Here is a 21,240-nt window from a genome sequence, read left to right as displayed (position 1 = left end):
ATCGGGGGCGTGCGCGGCCGGGCCGACGGGGCCCGGCCGCGCGCCCTCACTCCGGCGACGACGACACGCCTCCCAGCGCTCGCCGGAGCTCGGCCGCGGGGAACGGCGTGCCCTTGCTCTCGCCGGCCAGACGGTGGTGGAAGTCGTCCAGGACGATCACCTGCCGCGCGTGACGGCCGACGATCTCGCCGATGTCCTCCGGGACCCCGTGGGGCCGGTGGCCCGCGACCCAGTCGCGCAGGAACCTCCCGTGGCCCGCGCCGCCGCGCACGCCGTCGGGAAGGTGATGGCGCAGCAGGTGACCCGGTGCGTAACAGCGGTCGTACAGGAGGTGGTCGGAGAGGAAGACGTCCTCGTCCGCCGAGAGTTCGAAGTCGCGGCTCAGAGCCAGCCCGAAGTCGGAGAAGTACACCTGCCGCCCGTCGGTGAGCAGGTTGGAGAAGTGCGCGTCGAAGTGGACCAGCCCGCGCGCGCTCATGAACTCAGTCCCCCGCCGCAGGGCGTCCTCGACCCACAGGTGGGGCGAGGGACCCGCGCGCCCCTGCCAGGCCGCGTCCCGTGCCCCGTCGAGCCAGTCACCGAGTGTCCGGGGCACATGCTCCAGGAACAGCACCAGGCTGAACGACGACCGCCCGACGGCCTCCAGCCGGCGGCGCACCGCCGGCGATCCGTCCCAATGTGCCACCGCCCCCTCGACACCTCCGAACTCGTCGGCGAAGCCGTCGGGCGGACTGTCCGGCAGGACCCGCCAGTGGTACAGCAGAGGGAACCCCGCGTAAGCGTCCTCCAGAACCCAGCTCGTCGTCAGGATGTGGGCCGCCAGCTCCCGCCAGGCACCGAACCCCGCCGACCCCAGGCCGTACTGATAGAAGAGCGGGAGACCGAACAGGTTGGCGGTCGACCGCACGTGCTCCGGCCGCAACTCGACGTCCGTCAGCGGGACCCGCTTGACGAAGACGGGCACCCCCTCCACCGGCATCTGCGCCGACCTGCCGCCGATGCCGGAACCGAGCCTCGTGGCGGCGGCCACGGCCTCCTGAAGCCGCCGGTCACTGAGGAGGGACAGGCGTGCGCCCACACCCGCGTACGCGGACACCCGCGCGGAGTACCCCGACACGGCCATATCCATCAGCAGCTCCCGGACCGACCTCGACACCGACTGCCGTCGATCATGACAGCAAGCCGAACCTGACTTCCGAAGTCATCGGCGGCCGCGCCCGCTCGAAGAGCCACGGCCATCCGCGGTCCGCCGACCGCGAACCACCTCAGCGGCCCCGCTCCGGCACCGTCCCGGGCGGTGTGGCCGGCTGCGCGAGTTCGTCGGCCGCAAGCCGGGCCGCCGCGAGTGCCGCGGCCGGGCCGGGCTCTGCCGGTCCGGCCGGCCACCAGCGTCCGCCCGTGCGCCGGTAGGGCCACCAGCGGCCGTCCGCGCCGGACCGCAGCTGCAGTCCCTCGCCGACGACCGTCCAGCGGTCGCCCGAGCGTCTGAGCCGGGGACGACCGCCCACGTCCTCCCAGCCGCCCCCACCCGCCGGGTCGTCCGCGGAATCCGAGAGAACGGAGGCCGGGTCGGCCCCGGCCGGTGTCCCGTCCAGCACCTCCAGCGCGGCTCGCCCTCCGTGGCCCCACGCGGCGGCGGCGACCGCCAGCTCTCCGGCGTCCCGGCCGCAGCCGGCAGCGAGCCGCCCCGCCAGACGCCGGCCGGGCCGGCCGAGCGAGGCCAGCCGGGCCGCGTCCTCCCAGGGGTCGGTCAGCGCGGGCTCCGGTGCGGTGCGCGCGTGGCCGGGCGCCAGCGCCTCGGCCAGCAGCCGCGCCGCCCGACGGGCCGTGCACCGCACCAGGAACTCCAGCGCCTCGCCGTCGACATCCTCGCCGTCCCCGGCCGCCGTCAGCGACGGTGATGTCCCGGGCGCCTCGGGCAGCGCCGGGGGTGGCGGCAGCGGCAGCGGCGGCCGTGCGTAGGCGTCCGCCGCGTCCACACCCGCCGGCGCCCGCTCCTCCCGCGCTTCGGACGCGTCGGACGGGCCGGTGCCGTCGGGCCCGACCGCCTCCGCCGCCGACGCCGCGCCCGCCCGCCGCAGTTCGGCCAGCAGCCGCCCCTCGTCCCGCCCGCGCACCAGCAGCAGCAGGAACGGGTCCGCGTCCAGCAGCCTCGCCACCTGGTAGCTGAGCGCGGAGGTGTGCTCGCAGTGGTCCCACTCCCCGCAGGCGCACTCGGGTTCCAGGTCCCCGATGCCGGGCAGCAACTCCACCCCGGCGACCTCGGCGTCCTCGACCAGCCGGGGTGACATGTCACCGTCCAGCAGGGCCGCCACATGCCCGGCCTCCGCCGCGACCGTCTCCAGCAGCCGTTCCCACTCACCGGGAGCGAAGGTGCGCAGCAGCACGTCGGCCCGGTGCCCCGTGCCGTCCCGTCCGCGCACCACCGCGGTCACCCGGCCCGGACGCACCAGCACCGCGCCGACCGCACCCGCGCGCGCCAGCTTGCGGCCGGCGGCCAGCCGGGCCGAGTCCAGCGCGGTGTCCTCCAGCGCCTTGAGCCAGCCCCGGCCCCACCAGGTGGTGGCGAAGCCGCGCCCGCGTACCGGGGGCAGCGCCTCCAGCACCCGCTCGGCGGCCCGCTGCGCGCCCGCGCCGTCCATCGCGTCGTTCGTGGCGTCGTCCGTCCCGTCGTCCCTCCCGGGCGGCGGGCCGTCCTCGTGTCCTCGTGTCATCGGGCACCCCGCAGCACGACCAGCTCCGCCAGTTCGGCGTCGCTCAGGTCCGTCAGACCGGCCTCGCCCCCGGACAGCACCGCGTCGGCCAGCCGCTGCTTGCGGCGCAGCAGCGCGGCGATCCGGTCCTCGACGGTGCCCTCGGCGATCAGCCGGTGGACCTGCACCGGCCGGTCCTGGCCGATGCGGTAGGCACGGTCGGTCGCCTGCGCCTCGACCGCCGGGTTCCACCACCGGTCGAAGTGCACCACGTGCTCGGCGCGCGTGAGGTTGAGGCCGGTCCCGGCGGCCTTGAGCGACAGCAGGAACACGGGCGCCTCGCCGTCCTGGAAGGCGCGCACCATCTCCTCGCGGCGGCGCACCGGCGTCCCGCCGTGCAGCAGCAGGGTCGGCACCCCGCGTGCGGCCAGGTGGCGTTCCAGCAGCCGCGCCATCGCCACGTACTGGGTGAACACCAGAGTCGCCGCGCCCTCCGCCCGGATGGTGCCCAGGAGTTCGTCGAACAGCTCCAGCTTCCCGGAACGCCCCGTCAGGACCGGGTCGCTCTCCTTGAGGTACTGCGCGGGATGGTTGCAGACCTGCTTGAGCGCCGTCAGCAGCTTCACGACCAGACCCCGGCGCGCCAGGCCGTCGCTCTCGGCGACCGCCTCCAGCCCCTCGCGCACCACGGCCTCGTACAGCGCGGTCTGCTCCGGGCTCAGTGCCACCACCCGGTCGGTCTCCGTCTTCGGCGGCAGCTCCGGCGCGATGCCGGGGTCCGACTTGCGGCGCCGCAGCAGGAACGGCCCCACCAGCGCGGCGAGCCGGCGGGCGGCCTCCGGGTCGGTGCCGCTCTCGGCGGCGTCGGCCCAGCGGTGCCGGAAGCGGCTCAGCGGACCCAGCAGACCGGGGGTGGCCCAGTCCAGGATCGCCCAGAGTTCGGTGAGGTTGTTCTCCACGGGGGTGCCGGTCAGCGCGACCCGTGCTCCGGCCGGGACGGTGCGCAGGGCCCGCGCGGTGGCGGCGTGCGGGTTCTTCACGTGCTGCGCCTCGTCGGCGGCGACCAGTCCCCAGCGGGTGGCGGCCAGCCGTTCGGCGTCGCGCCGCAGCGTGCCGTAGGTCGTCAGCACGAACTCGTCGTCGGCGAGCCCCTCCAGGTCGCGGGCGGCGCCGTGGAACCGGCGCACGGGGACCGCCGGGGCGAACCGGCCGATCTCGCGCTGCCAGTTGCCGAGCAAGGACGCCGGGCAGACCACCAGGGTCGGCCCCGGGGGCGACTCCTGGCGGGCGCGGTGGACATGGAGCGAGATCAGCGTGAGGGTCTTGCCCAGCCCCATGTCGTCGGCGAGGACACAGCCCAGGCCCAGGGAGGTCATCCGGTGCAGCCAGTCCAGCCCCCGCCGCTGGTAGTCGCGCAGGGTCGCCTCCAGTTCGGCGGGTGGCTCCACCGGCTCGGGGCCGGGCCGGTCGGGGTCGGTCAGCCGTTCGCGCAGGGTCTCCAGCCATCCGGTGGCGCGTACCGGTACCCGGTCCCCGCTCTCACCGGTCGTGCCGGTGAGAGCCGCGCCCAGCGCGGTGAGGGCGTCCACCCGGCTGTCCCGCCGGTCCAGTGCGCGGCGCACCTCGGCGGGGTCCACGAGCATCCAGCGGTCGCGCAGCCGAACCGCCGGGCGGCTCGCCTCGGCGAGCCGGTGCAGCTCCTCGCGGGTCAGTTCGTGGCCGTCGAGCGTGAACCGCCAGTCGAAGCGCAGCACGGCGTCGGGGGAGAGGAGCGAGGGGGCGCCGGTGGGCGCGCCCGGTGGCGGGCCCACCTCGGCGTGGGTGGTGAGGGTGCGCAGCAGCTCACGGGGCCAGTGCACTTCGGTGCCGGCTGCCCGCAGGGCGTCGGTGGCCGGTGCGCCCAGCAGCTCGGCGATCTCCTCGTCCGCGAGTTCCAGGGCGTCCGGCACCGCCGTGCGCAGCAGGCGGCCCAGAGGCGGCCAGGCGGCCGCCGCCCGGCGCAGCGCCAGCAGCACCTCCCGCCCGGCCGCCGGTCCGAAGCCCGCCGGGGCGTCGCCGTCCCACAGCCGCGCGGTGTCGGCCACCAGGGAGGGGTCCGCCAGGCTGTGCGCCTGGAGTACGGCGCGCAGCCTGGCGGCGGGGTCCTCCGCCGGGCCACGGGCCTCCACTCGTAGCGAGAGCCGCACTCCCGCGTCGTGACCGGCGGCCACGGCGTCCGCCCAGGCCCGGTGGCGCGGCAGCCGCCGGGGCGCCGGGCCCGCGAAGGCCGGGCCGCCGGCGGCCAGTGCGGCGGCGGGGGTACGGGGCAGTCCGTCGGCGACGGCGCCGAGGAACGCGCGCAGCAGCGCTCCCGGTTCGGGCAGCCGCACCGTTGCCCGCGGGCTGTCGTGCCCCGGAGCCTCGTCCGCCGCCGGCCGTGCGGACGCGGATTCCGCCGTGGGCGTCAGCGGCACCGCGTGGGCGTGCGGTGGCATGGCGGCGGCCAGCTCCTCCAGCCGCTTCAGGTCCTCCGCGTCGAGTGGCCCGAGGCGCCAGGCGTCGATGTCGTCGGGCGTCAGCCCGGGCAGCAGCCGTCCGCGCGCCGCGAGTTGGAGCGCCAGCAGGGCCGCCTGGCCCCAGAAGCCCGCGGCGGAGCCGGTCCCGGCGGCGCGGGCCCGGGTGAGCGCGGGGACGGCCTCGGCCACGGTCAGCCGCAGTGAGGGCACCTCGCACACCGCGATCTCTCCGGCCCGGTCCGGCAGGGCCACCTCCAGCGGGAGGTAGCCGCGCTCGGGCGGCCGTGGCAGCGGGGCTTCGCCGTCCGGGCGCCAGAACGCCACCTCGGAGGCGCGCGGCGGATCGGCCGGCAGGAGCACGGCGGCGCAGCCCGCCAGCGCGGCGAGCTCGGCGGCTGAGAGCCGGAGTGCGGGTGTGCCCGGGGGAGCGGAGGGGAGAGCGGTCACAGCGCCGGAATGCTCCTCAAATTTGATTAGTGGCGACGAGGGGGCCGAGGGTACCCCAGCCGGTACCCGTGCCGACGACGGCGGAGTGCCGCCCCCGTGGGAAGCTGGAGGCAGGGCGGACCGCGCGTGCCGGAAACGGTAGGCAACCTCCGCGTGGGGAATGACGTCCTCAACAGTGAGCGGGGGCCGCCCGCCGAGGAAGGAGACCGTGATGTCCACGAGCGGAAAGATCGCGATCGGCGGAGTCGCCGTGGGGCTGGTGCTGTGGTGGCTGACCAGTTTCTGGATCGCCGCGCTGGTGATGTTCGGGATTCCCGCCGTCGCCTACCTCACCCTCGACTCCTCGCAGCGCCGCCGCCTGCGCCGGGTTTCCCGCAAGGAGATCCGCTAGCGGCAGGCCGCCGTCGAGCGGCGGACACACCTCCCGGGCCGGCCGGGCCACAGCTTGTCGCTGTGGCCCGGCCGGCCCGGCGCCGTCTTGGTGCCGTCCCGTCCCGCGCCGGCACCGCTGGTTGACGGACTGGCGCACACTGTCAAGCCGATGGCTCTGATGATCAATGCGGGCCCGGACCCTCCCGGGGGAGAGTGGTCTCGCCCCCGAACGGTGCCGGCGGCCCGGAACTCCGGGTCGCGTGGTCACCGCCGTGGGGAAGAAGCGTGCAAGGTGCCGCGCCGGGACCCCGGCGCGGGCCGCACGCCCGCCCCTGAGGAGTCACAAGACATGCACAAGCGTCGTGGTCCGCGCGTAGCGGTGACCCTGTTCCTGTGCACCGGCGTGCTGGGCGGAGTGCTGGCGGCCAGCCCCGCCGCCGCCGTGCCCGTCGTCCCCTCCGCGTCCACCTCCGCCGAGCAGCCCGCGGCGGAGTCCGTCGCCCCGCTGGCCGTGGTCAACCTCGGTCTGACCACCGCCCAGGCACGCAACCTGCAGGTCTACCTGCGGGACCTCTGGAGCTACACCGGGGCCATCGACGGTCAGCTCGGCCCGGCCAGCTGGCGGGCCATGCAGCGCAGCCTGAGGAGCGCCGGCTACACCGGGGCGATCGACGGGGTCGTCGGCCCCGCCACGGTGCGCGCGCTCCAGCGCCGTCTCCAGTCCTACGGCTACGACGGCGCGATCGACGGCATCGCCGGCCCCGCTACCCAGGCCGCGTTCCGGACCTACGCCGCCAGCCGCTGACGTCACGCGGTGCCGCGCCCCGGGGCGCGGCACCGTCCGCGTCGCCCCACCGCCCGTCGCCGCACCTGGCGACGGGCTCGCGGCGCGCCCGCCGCGCGCCCCAGCCCCCGTGGGGCCGGTGGGGTAGACGGGGCGCCCGAGGCGCGCGGCAGAGCACAGCGACCGCCACTGACCGGAACCGCAAGAATCCGAAAGCGCGCCGCGCATGATCTGCGCGTGCGTGATCGGTAGTTGTCGCGGCGGCGCGTGTCGTCGTCATATTCCGCCCAGCATGGAACAGCGGCAGAAACGGTCCGCTGAGCGCGGCTAGCGTCCGGGACCGGCGTGCCCACGCGGCACGCCGGCGCACGCACCGGTGACGGGCCCACCCCGCCGGTGTGGCGCGTCCGTCCGGAGCCCGGGAGCCAGCACGCCCATGATCGACACAGCGCAGCCACCCCGAACGCGCACCGTGCGGGCCCGGCTTCTCGCCCTGCTCGCCGTCCCCCTCACCGCCCTCGCCCTCCTGTGGTGCCACACCGCGCTCACCACCGCACAGCGGCTCTCCGCCGAGCGGGAGGCCGCCGACGCCGTGGAGTCCTGGACCGCCCCGGACGCCGTCGTCCAGGCGCTCCAGGACGAACGGCGCGCCACCACCGCCTGGCTGGCCCTCGACGACCCACGGAACGCCGGACCGGCCGCCCAGGCCGCCGACCGCACCCGGGACGCCGCCCGCACCCTCGACCCCGACCTCGCGCCCGAGGCCGTGAAGCTGCTGAAGGAGCTCGACCGGACACGCGAACGCGCGGCCGCCGGCAGCGCCGACTGGGCCGAGCTGCACACCGCCCACACGGCCGCCGTCGACGCCGTGCTCGCGCTGGCCGGGACCGGCGACGCCCGCCCGCCCGCCGCCGAACTCGACCACGCCGCCGAACTCCTCGCCCGCCAGGACACCCTGATGCTCGCCGCGCGCGGCCCCGGCACCCTCACCCCGTCCCAGCTGCGCGGCCTCGCCGCCGCGGGCGACGGCCGACGCGCGCTGGAGGACGCCGCCCCCGGCTCCCTGCCCACGGAGGCAGCCGAGCGCCTCACCGCCGTCCTCGACGGCGCGGAGCACGCGGCGGCGGGCAGGGCCGCCGAGGAGGTCGTCGCCGCCGGACCGGGCACCGCGGGCGCGGCGGCGGACGCGGCCTGGCCGCGCTGGGAGGCGGCCCACGGGCCGCTGGCCGAGGAACTGGCCGAGGTAAGGGAGACGGCGCGTGCGCAGGCCCGGGAGGACGCCGGCGACGGGTCCTGGTTCGGCGGAGCCGGAGCGCTGGTTCTGCTCGGGCTGCTGGCACTGGGGGCGGCCGTCCTCGTCGCGCTGCGCACCGGGCGGGAGCTGCTCGCGGACCTCGCCGCCCTCCGCGCGGAAGCGCTGGACATCGCCCGCCGCAAGCTGCCGCGCGCGATGCGCCGTATCCGCTCCGGCGGCTCGGTGGACATCGCCACGGAGGCGCCCGAACACCCCGGCGCCCACGACGAGATCGCCCGGGTCCAGCAGGCGCTGGGCGCGATGCACCGGGCGGCGCTGCGCAACGCGGGCGACGGTACCCCCGTCTCCGCCGACACGCCCGTCTCCGGTGGCGACGGGATCTCCGGCGGCGCCCCCGTCTCCGGCGACAGCCTGGTCTCCGGTGGCGACGGGATCTCCCCGGCGCTGGTCAGCCTCGCCCGGCGCGGCCAGCACCTGGTGAACCGGCAGCTCGTGCTCCTGGACGAGCTGGAGCGCCGTACCGAGGACCCGTCGGCGCTGGAGGAACTGTTCCGGCTGGACCATCTCTCCACCCGGATGCGCCGCCAGTGCGAGTCGCTGCTCGTGCTCTCCGGCTCCGAGCCCGCCCGCAGCTGGAGCGCGCCGGTGCCGCTGGCCACCGTGCTGCAGGCGGCCGTCTCCGAGATCGAGGACTACCGCCGGATCGAGCTGCGCACCGCGGCGGGCGTCGGCGTCGCCGGCGGCGCCGTCGCCGACCTCACCCATCTGCTCGCCGAACTCCTGGAGAACGCGGCCCGGTTCTCACCGCCGCACACCTGGGTCCGGGTCACCGGTCACGCCCGGCCCGACGGCTTCGAGTGCGTCGTCGAGGACCGGGGGCCCGGACTGGACATCGCCGCACTCCGGCACGCCAACCTCCGGATCGCCCGCTGCGAGGCGCCCGGGCCCGAAGAACCCGACCGGCTCGGGCTGTTCGTGGTGGGACGGCTCGCGGCCCGCCACGGCGTGCGCGTGGAACTGCGGACCGCCGCGCACTCCGGGACGGCGGCCTCCGTGCTGCTCCCGGCGTCGTTGCTGTCGCCCGAGGAACCGCTGCCGTACGGCGCGGCCCAGGATGCCGCACTGTCCGCGTAGGCACGGATTAGCCCCGAATCGTGCGCTGTTCGGCCACCGGGTGTCCGAGAGGTTGCTCTCGGCAGCCGGGTGGGGAAGGCTGTGGGCGCGGGTCGCCCGAAGGAAATGGGAGCAGAGCCATGGCACTGAGCACCACACTCGACTGGCTGCTGGACGATCTGACGCAACGGCTACCGGGCGTGCGTCATGTCCTGCTGCTGTCCAGCGACGGCCTGGTCACCTCCACCAGCCGGAAACTCGCCCGGGGCGACGCCGAGCGGCTCGCCGCCGTCGCCTCCGGCCTCTACAGCCTGGCCAGGAACATCGGCGGGCAGTTCTCCAGCGGTGATGTCCGCCAGACCATGATCGAGTTCGACGACGGCGTGCTCCTGGTCACCGCAGCCGGTGATGGCAGCGCGCTGGCCGTGCTGACCGGTGGCGAGACCGACACCGGCCAGCTCGGCTACGAGACGGAGCTGCTGGTCAACAAGGTCGGTGAGCACATGGGCGTCGCCGCCCGCGACGGCGCCTGACCGACGTCACCGGCCGCCGGGCGGGCGGCCGGTAGCGTCCCGCGGGCCGCGACCGTCCCGCGGGCCGTGACCGTCCCGCGAGACGGGACCGTCCCGGGCACCGCCCCGCGAACAGGCGAGCCCGCGGGGCGGTTCAGTCATGCCCGGGGCGCGGCGCACGCCCAGCCCCCGGCGTCAGCGCATGTCCGAGAGGCGGCCCACACGGGTCACCTTCAGCACCGCGCGGCCCTCGGAGTCGGACGCGGTGAGGTCCACCTCGCCGGAGATCCCCCAGTCGTGGTCGCCCGCCGGGTCGTGGAAGGTCTGCCGCACCCGCCACAGCCCGTCGGCCGGCAGCTCCTCGATCTGCAGCAGCTTCGGGCCGCGGGCGTCCGGCCCGGTGCCCAGGCTGTCGTACTCGGCCCAGTAGTCGTCCAGCGCCGCACCCCAGGCGTCGGCGTCCCAGCCGGCCTCGGCGTCCAGCTCGCCCAGTTCCCCGGCACGGTCCAGCGCCGCCAGCTCCACCCGGCGGAAGAGCGCGTTGCGCACCAGCACCCGGAACGCCCGCGCGTTGGCGGTGACGGGCTTGACCTGGTCGGCGCGCTCCCGGGCCTCCTCCGCGTCCTCCTCGGCCGGGTTGGCCAGCTGCTCCCACTCGTCCAGGAGACTGGAGTCGACCTGCCGCACCAGCTCGCCGAGCCAGGCCGTGATGTCCTGCAGGTCCTCGGACTTGAGGTCGTCGGGGATGGTGTGCTCCAGCGCCTTGTAGGCACTGGCGAGATAGCGCAGCACGATGCCCTCGGTCCGCGCCAGCTCGTAGTGGGAGACGAACTCGCCGAACGTCATCGCCCGCTCGTACATGTCCCGCACCACCGACTTCGGGGACAGCGGGTGGTCACCTACCCAGGGGTGGCTGCGCCGGTACACGTGGTAGGCGTGGAAGAGCTGCTCCTCCAGCGGCTTGGGATGGGTGATGTCCATCAGCCGCTCCATGCGTTCCTCGTACTCGATCCCGTCGGCCTTCATCTGGCCGATCGCCTCGCCCCGCGCCTTGTTCTGCTGCGCGGCCAGGATCTGCCGGGGGTCGTCCAGCGTCGCCTCCACCACCGACACCATGTCCAGGGCGTAGGACGGCGACTCCGGCTCCAGCAGCTCGAACGCGGCCAGCGCGAAGGTGGACAGCGGCTGGTTCAGCGCGAAGTCCGCCTGGAGGTCCACGGTGAGGCGCACGATCCGGCCCTGCGCGTCCGGCTCGGGCAGCCGCTCCACGATGCCGCCGTCGAGCAGTGAGCGGTAGATGGCGATGGCCCGCCGGATGTGCCGCAGCTGCTGCTGACGCGGCTCGTGGTTGTCCTCCAGCAGCCGCCGCATCGCGTCGAAGGCGTTGCCGGGACGGGCGATCACCGCCAGCAGCATGGTGTGGCTGACCCGGAAACGGGAGGTCAGCGGCTCCGGGTCGGCGGCGATCAGCTTCTCGAAGGTGTTCTGGCCCCAGCTGACGAAGCCCTCGGGTGCCTTCTTCCGCACCACCTTCCGCCGCTTCTTCGGGTCGTCGCCCGCCTTGGCGAGCGCCTTCTCGTTCTCCACCACGTGCTCCGGGGCCTGTGCCACCACGAAGCCGGAGGTGTCGAACCCGGCCCGGCCCGCCCGGCCGGCGATCTGGTGGAACTCACGCGCCCGCAAGGTGCGCACCCGGGTCCCGTCGTACTTGGTCAGCGCCGTGAACAGCACCGTGCGGATGGGGACGTTGACGCCCACCCCGAGAGTGTCGGTGCCGCAGATCACCTTCAGCAGCCCCGCCTGCGCCAGCTTCTCCACCAGCCGCCGGTACTTGGGCAGCATCCCCGCGTGGTGGACGCCGATCCCGTGCCGCACGTAGCGCGAGAGGTTGCGGCCGAAGCGGGTGGTGAAGCGGAAGTTGCCGATCAGGGCGGCGATCTCGTCCTTCTCCGCGCGGGTGCACATGTTGATGCTCATCAGCGCCTGCGCCCGCTCCACCGCCTGCGCCTGGGTGAAGTGCACGATGTAGACAGGGGACTGACGGGTCTCCAGCAGTTCGGTGAGGGTCTCCGTCATCGGAGTGGTGCGGTACTCGTAGCTCAGCGGCACCGGCCGGGTCGCCGACCGGACGACCGTCGTGGGACGCCCGGTGCGCCGGGTCAGGTCCTCCTCGAACCGGCTCATGTCGCCGAGGGTCGCCGACATCAGCACGAACTGCGCCTTCGGCAGCTCCAGCAGCGGGATCTGCCACGCCCAGCCCCGGTCCGCCTCGGCGTAGAAGTGGAACTCGTCCATCACGACCTGGCCGATGTCGGCGTCGGCGCCGTCACGCAGCGCGATCGACGCCAGCACTTCGGCGGTGCAGCAGATGACCGGGGCGTCCGCGTTGACGGAGGCGTCGCCGGTCAGCATCCCCACGTTCTCGGTGCCGAAGATCTTGCACAGTTCGAAGAACTTCTCCGACACCAGCGCCTTGATCGGCGCGGTGTAGAAGGTGACCTCGTCCCGGGCCAGCGCGGCGAAGTGCGCACCGGCCGCCACCAGCGACTTCCCCGAGCCGGTGGGGGTGGCCAGGATGACGTTGGCGCCCGAGACCACCTCGATCAGCGCCTCCTCCTGAGCGGGATAGAGCGTGATCCCCCGTTCCTCGGTCCACGACGAGAAGGCGTCGAAGAGGGCATCGGGGTCGCTGTCCGCAGGCATCTGATCGATAAGGGTCACCGCACCATCTTGCCTGCCCGGCCGCCCGGAGGGGGAACCGGCCGATCATCCGAAGATCGTCTACGGATACGCTGTGCCGCCACGGAGCACCCTCACGTTCACGCGGCGGGGCCCTGACTTATCCCAACTGGCAACAAAAGACGGGGCGTACGGCGATGATGGGACCAGCGCACTCACTGTCCGGAGCGATGGCCTGGCTGGGGGTGGGACTGGCCGCCGCATGGGCGGACAACCCGATGCCCTGGCCCGTGCTGCTGACCGGAGCGCTGATCTGCGCCGGAGCCGCCCTCGCGCCCGACCTCGACCAGAAGAACGCGACCATATCCCGGGCCTTCGGGCCGTTCTCCCGCTGGCTGGGCGCGTTCATCGACAAGCTGTCGGTCACCGTCTACAACGCGACCCGGGGCCGCCAGGACCGGCGCCGCACCGGCGGCCACCGCACACTGACCCACACCTGGATCTGGGCCGTCCTGATCGGCGTCGGCTTCTCGGCCGCCGCGATCTACTGGGGCCGCTGGGCCGTGCTGATCATCCTCTTCATCCACATGGTGCTCGCCGTCGAGGGACTGCTGTGGCGCATGGCGCGCCCCTCCAGCGACGTCCTGGTCTGGCTGCTGGGCGCCGCCTCCGCGTGGATCCTGGCCGACATCCTCGACAAGCCCGGCAACGGAGCCACCTGGCTCTTCGACGACCAGCCCTACCTGTGGATCGGGCTCCCCATCATCCTCGGCTCCATCGTCCACACCCTCGGAGACAGCCTTACCATCTCCGGCTGCCCGATGTTCTGGCCGCTCTCCATCAAGGGCCGACGCTGGTACCCGGCGGGGACCCCGAGCTTCATGCGCTTCCGGGCCGGCTCGAAGGTGGAGAACGCGGTGCTGATGCCCGTCTTCATGGCCGTCAGCGGCATCTGCGGTGCGGGCGCCCTGTACCTGGCGGCCTGAGGTCGCGCCCCGGGACAACGCGACGACGCGGCAGGCGGTTGAGAGGGCGCGTGGATCGCCACCCGTCCTCCGCCCATGCGGTTGCTCAGGAGGGGCCGTCGTTGCGCACAGTCTGATCCCCTTGTCTCCGGACCACCGGAGAGGATGGCCCGGTGACGAATATCGGCGGAGCGCATGTCAAGGTCCGTTTCCACATGGACATCGACGATGACGGTTGGCCGCCGGCGAGCATGGAGAGCCTGTGGGGCCGTCGCGCGACCATGAACGCCGTGCTGCCCTATCGCGGCTGCGATGAACGGGGCTGCAGGGTTCTTCGTTTCGGCGCAGGCACCGGCTGCTCAAGGGTGTCAGATCCTCGTGCCCGGCGCGGCGATCAGCACGGTGGTTTCGACGTGGACCGCGCGTGTCGAACCGGTCGGCGAACGCGCTGGTTGCCCTTGACCCGGGTGAACCCCGCACCTGACGACGTGCCGTTGCCCTGCAGTCCCCATGACGGGCGGGCTGGTGAGCAGGCTCCAGGTTTGTGCGCGGGATTCGCCGCTGCCACGGATCGACCGGGTGGCGCGAGAAACACGCGCCGCCGCCATGCCGCCCGCACCAGGGCCTGTCGCGAAGGTTCCCGATGAGGCTGAGTGTCGTCCGGGGCTGCGGATGGCCTCATCCAGGTCGGAGCCGTAGGCAGCCCAGCAGATAGTCGAGCCGTCATCGTCGAGCTGCCCCGTGAACCACTCACCGTCATCCCTCACGACGCACAACGTGTAGATCACGCGAATCTCCCTGACCGGTCAGCTCGCAGACCGTGAGCCGATCGAGGGGGAGCGGGGCGGCGGTCTCGTCTCCGGAGCGAGCGCACACGCTCGGTCGTCCTTCCGGCGGCGAGTCCTGAGGTCACCTGCGCATGGTCCCAACAGCGCGCCCATCAGAGGCACTTGCCCTATCACCCGCGTGAGCGACACGTCGGGCCGATGCGTCTAGGATCTGCGGATGACGACCAGACTCGTGCAGATCAATATGACGGCCCAGGACGACTCCGCGCTCGGCAGGTTCTGGGCTCAGGCACTGGGGTGGGGTACCCACAGCGAGGGGCCCAGCGTGACCAACCTCGAACCCCTGGGTTTCGCCTACCCCGACCCGGTGGCCGTCTGCATCGACATCGTCGCCCGCCCGGAAGCCAAGACCGTGAAGAACCGGGTGCACGTTGATCTGGCCACCACCTCGACCGCCCATCAGGCGGCTCTGGTCGCGCGCTTGAAGGATCTCGGCGCGACGCTCGCCGACGTGGGGCAGGGCGACGTCCCCTGGACGGTCATGGCCGACCCCGAGGGCAACGAGTTCTGCGTCCTGGAGCCGCGCCCGGTCTACGAGGACACCGGGCTGATCGCGGCGGTGGTGGTCGACTGCGCCGACCCACGCGAGATGGCCCGGTTCTGGGACGGGGCGATGGACTGGACGCTGCACCAGGTCACCGACGACCGCGCGACCATGCGCTCATCCAAGGGCGTCGGACCCTACCTGGAGTTCATCCGGAGCCCCGACACCAAGAGCGTGTGGAACCGCGTCCACCTGGACGTCTGCCCCTACCCCGATGACGACCTGAAGGCAGAGGAAGCCCGGCTGCGCGCCTTGGGTGCCACCGATACCGACATCGACCGGTCCGCGATCTCCTGGACGGTTCTGGCCGACCCGGAGGGCAACGAGTTCTGCCTCCTCTCTCCTCGCTGACCTCTGCCGGCCGCGCTCTCCGCCCGGCTTCGCGGGCGGGGTGCCGAAGCCTCCGGCGGTGTTCAGCGGCCGATGCGGTCCAGCTGGGCCAGGTCCTCGGGGGAGAGGGAGAGTCCGGCGCCGGCGATGTTCTCGCGCAGGTGGGCGGTGGAGGAGGTGCCGGGGATGAGCAGGATGTTCGGCGAGCGCTGCGTCAGCCAGGCCAGCGCCACCGACATCGGCTTCGCCCCCAGCCGGTTCGCGACCTGCGAGAGCGCCTCGGACTGCAACGGGGTGAACCCTCCCAGCGGGAAGAACGGCACATAGGCGATGCCGTCGGCGGCGAGCTGGTCCACGAGGTCGTCGTCGTGGCGGTGGGCGAGGTTGTACAGGTTCTGCACGCACACGATCGGGGCGACGCCGCGTGCCTCGGCGACCTGCTCCGCGGTGACGTTGCTGACGCCCAGGTGGCGGATCAGTCCCGCTCGCTGAAGGTCGACGAGTGCTTCGAGTGCTTCGGTGATCGAGCCGGGCTGGGGGCCCTGAGCGTCGCCCATGCGCATGTTGACCAGGTCGAGCGCTTCGACGCCGAGCGATTCGAGATTCTCGTGGACCTGCCTGCGCAGGTCCTCGGGCCGCCGGGCCGTGGGCCAGCCGCCCTGCGCGTCGCGGTTCGCGCCGACCTTGGTGGCGATGAACAGCGACTCCGGGTAGGGGTGGAGCGCTTCGCGGATCAACTCGTTGGTGACGCGCGGCCCGTAGGCGTAGCTGGTGTCGATGTGGGTGATGCCGAGGCCGACTGCCTCCCGGAGGACGGCCAGTGCGCCGTCGTGGTCGGCGGGCGGCCCCGAGACCCAGGGGCCGGCGAGCTGCATCGCGCCGTAGCCGAACCGGGTGACGGTCGCGTCTCCCAGGGTCCACGTTCCGGCGGGAAGAGCTGTCGAGGGCGTGTCCATCGCAGTGCCTTTCACTTCGTGTCAGGGGAGGGGCTCCGGGCCCCGCGCACCAGTCTCAGCGGCATACTTCCTATCGGGAAGTAGGCACTCTGAAGTGCGTAACCAGCGCAGGGGAAGCAGGGCGAGATCGGTGACGACGAAGGCAGACCGGCAGGCACAGGACAAGGCTGAGTACGACGCGTTCCTCGCGGTGTGCCCCAGCCGTCAGCTCCTCGAACGGATATCGAACAAATGGGTCGTCCTGATCCTGTGCGCGCTGGGCGGTGACGGACCCGGACAGCCCGGCAGCTCACACGGCCCGAGCGCGATGCGCTACTCGGAACTCGCCCGGCGACTGGCCGGCGTCAGCCAGAAGATGCTCACCCAGACCCTCCGGGCTCTCGAACGCGACGGTCTGCTCACCCGCACCGTGACCCCCACGGTGCCCGTCACCGTGACCTACGAGCTGACCGATCTCGGCCTCTCACTCCACCACCTGACGCTGGGGCTCAGAGCGTGGGCGCAGACCCACATGGACGATGTCCTCGACAACCGCGAGCACTACGACGCACGGGCTTCGTAGCGACGGGGCGCGCCCCGGTACCGCTGGGCATGTTCCGGCGCCGGTCGGGCTCCCCGCAGCCAATTCGATTGCGGCCGAACGGTGTTGTGGTGTGCCATCGGCACATGGAGATCACCTTGCGCACACCGGGCGTCGACGGGTTGGCCCAGGCAGTGGGCGCACTGCGGGAATGGCAGGACGAGGGAGCCCCGACGCAACTGCATCCGGGGGATGTGGGCTGGTTCTGGCGGTTCGGCGCGGAGGCGACGGCTGCGGCGGTCCGGAGCTGGAGCCGGGACGGTCGGATACTCGCCGTCGGACTGCTGGACAGTCCCCGGCTGTTCCGGGTCACCGTCGCGCCGGACGTCCGGCAGGACGAGGAGCTGGCGCGTCGGCTCGCCCAGGACATGGCCGAGCCCGAGCGCGGCGTGCTGGGCGCGGGCAAGGCGTCCGTCGAGGCGCCGACGACCACCCTCATCCATGAACTGCTGGCCGAGCGGGGCTGGCACGCCGACGAACCGTGGACGCCGCTGCGCCACGACCTCACCGAACCTCTGCCCGACCCCGGTGTGCGGATCGACGTGGCCGGCCCGGCACAGGTGGACGCCCGGGTCGCCGTGCAGCGGGCGGCGTTCGACAGCTCGACCTTCACGGACGAGCGCTGGCACGCGATGGCGGCGGGGCCGGCGTACGCCGACGGCCGGTGCCTGCTCGCGTACGACGAGCGGAACCAGGCGGTCGCGGCGGTGACGGTCTGGTCGGCCGGTCCGGGGAAGCCCGGGCTGCTCGAACCGATGGGCGTGCACCGTGACCACCGCGGACGAGGCTACGGCCGGGCGATCAGTGTCGCCGCGGCGGCGGCCCTCCGGGAGCTGGGCTCCTCTTCCGCCCTGGTCTGCACTCCGACCTCCAACACCGGCGGCGTCGCCACCTACGCCTCGGCCGGATTCCAGAAGCTCCCCGAGACCCGGGACAGCCGCCGGGACGCGTAAGCCGTGATTCAGGTGGCGGGTGAGTCCTGGGCAAACAGTTCCGCGGTCAGTTCCAAGCAGCGCAGGCGGGCTGGGGAGAAGTCGTAGGGCATCTTGCCGATGGCTTCCCCTGCGCTCATGGAGCCGGCCTCCCGCCTGCCGGAGCCGGGGCCGGCCTCGTCCTCGCTGTCCTCGGGGTGCAAGGTGTCCCAGGCGTCGAAGAGGTCGTCCTCGGCCACGTCCAGGCCGGACTCCTCGATGAAGGCGTTCAGGGCGCTTTCGAAGGCGTGCCGCTCGGCTGCCACGTGAGCCACCCGTGGATCATCGACGGCGACGCTGTCATCGAGCGCCTCCTCGGCCTCGTCGATGCGGTCGGAATCCTCCCGCAGCGTGGGACGGGCGGCCAGGGCGACGAAGCGGGTGGCCTGGACGGCCGCCCCGAGCGGGCCGAAGATCCGCTCAGTGACCAGCAGGATGTCCAGGTCTTCCTGACGCAGAGAGCCCTCGGGCAGGCTCTTGAGGCGTTCGGTGACGAAGTCGGAGAGCAGGCCCATCCGGCTGCCCTCGGTGCGCATCCGCTGCACGGCGGTTCGCTGCCGCCGCAGCTTCTCCTCCTGCTCGGCCAGGGTCTGTTCCAACCGCTCCAGGATGCCCGCGACACCTTCTCCGCTGTCCGCACCGGCGGAAGCCGTGCCGCTGGTGAAGGCGTCGCGGATGTCGTCCAGGGCGATCCCGGCGTCGGCCATCTTGCGAATCCACAGCAGACGGATCATGTCCTCGTACTCGTAGCGTCGGCGGCCATCGCCGCCCCGCTCGGGCTCGGGGAGCAGACCGATCTGGTGGTAGTGGCGAATCGCCCGTGGCGTGCTGCCGACGAATGCCGCCGCGTCACCGATCTTGACCTGGCGAGGTGGCATGAACGACGGATGCATGAACAGGGACCTTTCCTCAAGGGGCCGTGACGCGAGTCCATCGGACCACATGCCGCAACGGAAGGTGCAACCCAGACGCTCGCCCGCGACGCTGCCAGGAGAGGCATGGCCGACCGGGAGGGCAACGAGTTCTGCTTCCTCTCGCCTCGCTGACCACGGTCACCAATACGCGCACAGCACCAGTGCCCGCACCCCTTGGCTGGGACCGCTGCGTGTCAGATCGGCAGGTCCCAGCCCGGCCCGTCCTCGGCACCGAGCCACACCCGCTGGCCGGCGGGCGAGACCGTGATGCCGAATGCCTCCTGGTGGGGTGCACCGGCGTCCTGCCAACACCGCACCGCCCGCTCGACCCGATCCCACAGGCGCACGGGTCCGCGCTGCACGACGCTCCACCCCCCGGTGGCGTCGGGCACTGTCCGGGCCTGCGAACCGGTGGACACGTCCCAGAGGATCTGTTCCGCTCCCGCCCCCATGCGCTCGGCCGAGGGTGCCGCGAGCTGTGCGATCCAACCACCCGTCCAGTCGTCGAGGTTGGCAGGGTTGATCTGGCTCGGGCGCTCGTCCCCGGGCAGCAGGGCCAGTGTCGGGCGGGGCGGTCGGTCGTGGGATCGGGCGATCATGAAGCTGGTGTACCCGGGCAGAAACCGGCCCGTGGCCTGTCCGGGGCTGGTGACATCGAGTAGCGCGAGGGCGTTGGCATAGCTCCAGCCGGACAGTGCGACCAGGATCTTTCCGCCCGGCCTGACCTGGTGCAGCCACGGCAGAGGGATGTACCGGACCGAACAGGTGGCGATGAGCCGGTCGTACCGTCCGCCGTCCGGATCGCCGCGCAGCCCGTCACCGATGATCAGCCGGGGGGCGAAACCGGCCACGTTGAGCGCCGCAGCCGCAGCCCCGCCCACTACCGGGTCGAACTCGATGCTGGTGAGGTTGGCGTCCCCGAGACGATGCGCGCCGAGGGCAGTCGAGTAGCCCGTGCCCGTGCCGATCTCCAGCACCCGGTGTCCGGCCTCGGTGCCGAGCTGGTGCCACATGCGCAACACCAGAGACGGCAGGGTTGACGACGACGAGGGGGAGCCGGGCACGATGCCCTCGGTCACGTCGTCGGGCCTGGTCCGGCCGTCGAGTTGAGTGGTCAGCGTTTCGTCGGAGTAGACCCCCTCCAGCCATCCGGGCTCGCCCTCACGGACGGGGCGGTAGGTGGTCGGAACGCTGCCCACCACGGCCTGGAAGTAGGACCGCGTGAACAGCTCGCGGGGCACCGCCCTGGCCGCGCTGCTCCACTCGGGTTCCCTCAGGGTGCCTTCCTCGGTGAGTCTGTCCGCGAGTGCGGCGCGGAGCTGAGTCGCTGTGTTCACGTGTCGGGGCCTTTCTCCAGTTGATCGGCGATGGCGAGGGCGACAGCTACGGTGGTTTAGACCGGCTGCCATGCCCATTGGCCGTTCGGGTTGCACTCAAGGAAGTACCAGTCACCGGAAGCGGTGACGGAGAAATCGAACGCGCCATAGATCAAGCGGAGTTCGGCGAGGTACATAGCGACCGCACGCGCGACGGACTTCGGCACCTCGACCGGAGCGCACGTCATCAGATCTTGGCGGTAACGCCAGTCGAGATCCGGGCTGTTGATCCGAATCCCGAACAGTCGTTCGCCCACGGCGGTCACCCGCACGTCGAAAGCCTTGTCCACCTTGGTCTGGAACATGTGGGGGCACACGGACACGGCATGAGTGATCTCGGCCGCGTGCACCTCCCGGACCCAGACGCTGTGTGGGTGGTCGTCAACTCGGTACGGCGTGTTCCACAGTGGCTTGTAGACCGCTCCGCCATGGTGTGACATGACGAACTCGCGTGCCTCGTCAGGGTCGTTGGTGATCGTCGTGTCAGGCACCAGGAATCCGCAGTGTTGCGCGGTGGAAAGCTGCGATGGCTTGAACTCGGCAGCTCGGTTGTTCCACGGGTGGTTGACGTAGTGCGCTCCGGGCAGGGACGCGAGGATGCCACCTGCGCCCCACAGCGCTTGTTCTGCGGCGAACCGGCGGTCCTGGTCGCTCAGCTCGGGTGGACCACGGTAGGGCGATGGCCTGCGTGCCCAGACCGACCGAACGCGGTTGATGTCGAGCTCCCGGCTTGTCGTGCGCAGGGTGCCCCGCTGCTCGCCCGTGCGGTACGTGGCGGTCAGTGAGGCACGCGCGTGCAGGTCGGCGCCAGGGTCGAGACGGACCACAGGAATCCGCCGTTCGGAGAGATGCCGCAACACCAGGTCCGCTGTCACGTCGTAGGGACTGGTCAGCACCAGCACCGACCTGCGGTCACCCATCAGCCGGAACTTTGGTCCTGGTCGTAGGACTCGGTGCTGTCCGCGTCGGTCGCGCCGCCCGGACTGGACCCGTCACCGGGTGTGGTCGTCGTGGGGGTCAGGCCGCTCGTGCTGGTGCCGTGGCTGCCCAGTTCGACCGTGCGGCCGTGCTTGTCCACGATCACTGCGATCTGCGTCTCGGGGTCGATCACGGGCGTGTACTGCGGAACCGTGGTGGTGGCCGCATACGGCCCCATTCGCTGCGTGCCCCACGGTGCGGGCGTCTGCGTCATCTGTTCTGCGCCTCCGTTACCTGGTGGTGCTGACAGTTCAATAGCTTCGGCCAGATGGCCCAAGCCGTCGATCCCCCGCGCGGCTGAATGAGGGCCCCTGATGGTGCGCTGCGGGGCCGGTCACCCGTGAGCGCTAGCGAGGTGGCGACTCATCCCGATGTTGCCTTCGCTCAAGAGGAGTTGCGGTCATGGGCGGGGTCGGGGTGGTGTGGGG

General features: G+C 72.5%; 18 protein-coding genes. 8 read left to right on the top strand and 10 right to left on the bottom strand.

All coding sequences use genetic code 11. The annotated features are described in order from the left end of the window. Positions 1-46: 46 nt before the first annotated feature. The 3 genes from E0D90_RS09925 to E0D90_RS09915 form a co-directional block, all read right to left on the bottom strand. Positions 47-1,129: a BUD32 family EKC/KEOPS complex subunit gene (locus E0D90_RS09925; protein ID WP_130797398.1), complete on the bottom strand. Its 1,083-nt coding sequence runs from the start codon at positions 1,127-1,129 to the stop codon at positions 47-49. A gap of 136 nt (positions 1,130-1,265) precedes the next feature. Further along, positions 1,266-2,714, bottom strand: coding sequence for an SWIM zinc finger family protein (locus tag E0D90_RS09920; RefSeq protein WP_130797397.1), 1,449 nt, complete (start codon positions 2,712-2,714; stop codon positions 1,266-1,268). Then, positions 2,711-5,635: an SCO1167/SCO6262 family helicase gene (locus E0D90_RS09915; protein WP_130797396.1), complete on the bottom strand. Its 2,925-nt coding sequence runs from the start codon at positions 5,633-5,635 to the stop codon at positions 2,711-2,713. Before E0D90_RS09915 ends, E0D90_RS09920 begins: the two co-directional genes overlap by 4 nt. 211 nt (positions 5,636-5,846) lie before the next feature. On the opposite strand from E0D90_RS09915, the gene E0D90_RS09910 reads away from it, so the two are divergent. The 4 genes from E0D90_RS09910 to E0D90_RS09895 all read left to right on the top strand — a co-directional run bounded on the left by E0D90_RS09910 (position 5,847) and on the right by E0D90_RS09895 (position 9,692). After that, positions 5,847-6,026, top strand: coding sequence for a tail-anchor membrane protein (locus E0D90_RS09910; RefSeq protein WP_103500263.1), 180 nt, complete (start codon positions 5,847-5,849; stop codon positions 6,024-6,026). A 330-nt stretch (positions 6,027-6,356) separates the two neighbouring features. Further along, positions 6,357-6,812 (top strand): peptidoglycan-binding domain-containing protein, encoded by a 456-nt coding sequence (locus E0D90_RS09905; RefSeq protein WP_103500262.1) that lies wholly within the window; start codon positions 6,357-6,359, stop codon positions 6,810-6,812. 415 nt (positions 6,813-7,227) lie between these two features. Beyond that, a complete protein-coding gene (locus E0D90_RS09900) occupies positions 7,228-9,180 on the top strand; it encodes a sensor histidine kinase (RefSeq protein ID WP_130797395.1) in 1,953 nt (650 codons plus the stop codon). 119 nt (positions 9,181-9,299) lie between these two features. Next, positions 9,300-9,692 (top strand): roadblock/LC7 domain-containing protein, encoded by a 393-nt coding sequence (locus E0D90_RS09895; RefSeq protein ID WP_130797394.1) that lies wholly within the window; start codon positions 9,300-9,302, stop codon positions 9,690-9,692. A 174-nt stretch (positions 9,693-9,866) separates the two neighbouring features. Here the strand turns inward: E0D90_RS09895 and E0D90_RS09890 are convergent, their stop codons facing one another. Next, complete coding sequence (locus E0D90_RS09890; protein WP_130797393.1) at positions 9,867-12,392, bottom strand: DEAD/DEAH box helicase; 2,526 nt, start codon at positions 12,390-12,392, stop codon at positions 9,867-9,869. A 155-nt stretch (positions 12,393-12,547) separates the two neighbouring features. On the opposite strand from E0D90_RS09890, the gene E0D90_RS09885 reads away from it, so the two are divergent. Beyond that, on the top strand, positions 12,548-13,336 hold the full coding sequence (locus tag E0D90_RS09885) for a metal-dependent hydrolase (protein ID WP_103502817.1): 789 nt from the start codon (positions 12,548-12,550) through the stop codon (positions 13,334-13,336). A 347-nt stretch (positions 13,337-13,683) separates the two neighbouring features. Here the strand turns inward: E0D90_RS09885 and E0D90_RS27750 are convergent, their stop codons facing one another. Continuing rightward, positions 13,684-14,103: a hypothetical protein gene (locus E0D90_RS27750; protein ID WP_227870109.1), complete on the bottom strand. Its 420-nt coding sequence runs from the start codon at positions 14,101-14,103 to the stop codon at positions 13,684-13,686. 217 nt (positions 14,104-14,320) lie between these two features. On the opposite strand from E0D90_RS27750, the gene E0D90_RS09870 reads away from it, so the two are divergent. Further along, entirely contained in the window at positions 14,321-15,058 is a 738-nt protein-coding gene (locus tag E0D90_RS09870; RefSeq protein ID WP_130797391.1) for a VOC family protein, read from the top strand. 62 nt (positions 15,059-15,120) lie between these two features. On the opposite strand, the gene E0D90_RS09865 is transcribed toward E0D90_RS09870, so the two are convergent. Beyond that, the gene (locus E0D90_RS09865) at positions 15,121-15,993 is read right to left on the bottom strand and encodes an aldo/keto reductase family oxidoreductase (protein WP_130797390.1); all 873 of its coding nucleotides are present in this window, start codon (positions 15,991-15,993) and stop codon (positions 15,121-15,123) included. A gap of 130 nt (positions 15,994-16,123) precedes the next feature. Here E0D90_RS09865 and E0D90_RS09860 point away from each other — a divergent pair, with 130 nt between their 5' ends. Together E0D90_RS09860 and E0D90_RS09855 are read left to right on the top strand one after the other, a co-directional pair. After that, on the top strand, positions 16,124-16,555 hold the full coding sequence (locus E0D90_RS09860) for a winged helix-turn-helix transcriptional regulator (protein ID WP_130797389.1): 432 nt from the start codon (positions 16,124-16,126) through the stop codon (positions 16,553-16,555). Between the two features lie 104 nt (positions 16,556-16,659). Then, positions 16,660-17,526: a GNAT family N-acetyltransferase gene (locus E0D90_RS09855; protein WP_130797388.1), complete on the top strand. Its 867-nt coding sequence runs from the start codon at positions 16,660-16,662 to the stop codon at positions 17,524-17,526. A gap of 8 nt (positions 17,527-17,534) precedes the next feature. Here E0D90_RS09855 and E0D90_RS09850 read toward each other — a convergent pair whose 3' ends face one another. From E0D90_RS09850 to tgmA, 4 genes are all read right to left on the bottom strand, one after another. Beyond that, positions 17,535-18,437 carry a MerR family transcriptional regulator gene (locus tag E0D90_RS09850; RefSeq protein ID WP_130797387.1) on the bottom strand — a complete coding sequence of 301 codons (903 nt, stop codon included), beginning with the start codon at positions 18,435-18,437 and terminating at the stop codon, positions 17,535-17,537. Positions 18,438-18,652: 215 nt separating this feature from the next. Beyond that, on the bottom strand, positions 18,653-19,795 hold the full coding sequence (tgmC, locus tag E0D90_RS09845; RefSeq protein WP_130797386.1) for an ATP-grasp peptide maturase system methyltransferase: 1,143 nt from the start codon (positions 19,793-19,795) through the stop codon (positions 18,653-18,655). Positions 19,796-19,851: 56 nt separating this feature from the next. Beyond that, a complete protein-coding gene (tgmB, locus tag E0D90_RS09840; RefSeq protein ID WP_130797385.1) occupies positions 19,852-20,754 on the bottom strand; it encodes an ATP-grasp ribosomal peptide maturase in 903 nt (300 codons plus the stop codon). Beyond that, positions 20,754-21,026, bottom strand: coding sequence for a putative ATP-grasp-modified RiPP (gene tgmA, locus E0D90_RS09835; RefSeq protein WP_103502808.1), 273 nt, complete (start codon positions 21,024-21,026; stop codon positions 20,754-20,756). The genes tgmB and tgmA overlap by 1 nt, the downstream gene beginning before the upstream one ends. Positions 21,027-21,240 lie beyond the last annotated feature (214 nt).

This window comes from Streptomyces otsuchiensis, assembly GCF_004305975.1.
GTDB lineage: Bacteria > Actinomycetota > Actinomycetes > Streptomycetales > Streptomycetaceae > Streptomyces > Streptomyces otsuchiensis.
Note: the sequence above shows the minus strand (reverse complement) of the source record. Positions and strands in the feature narration are given on the sequence as shown.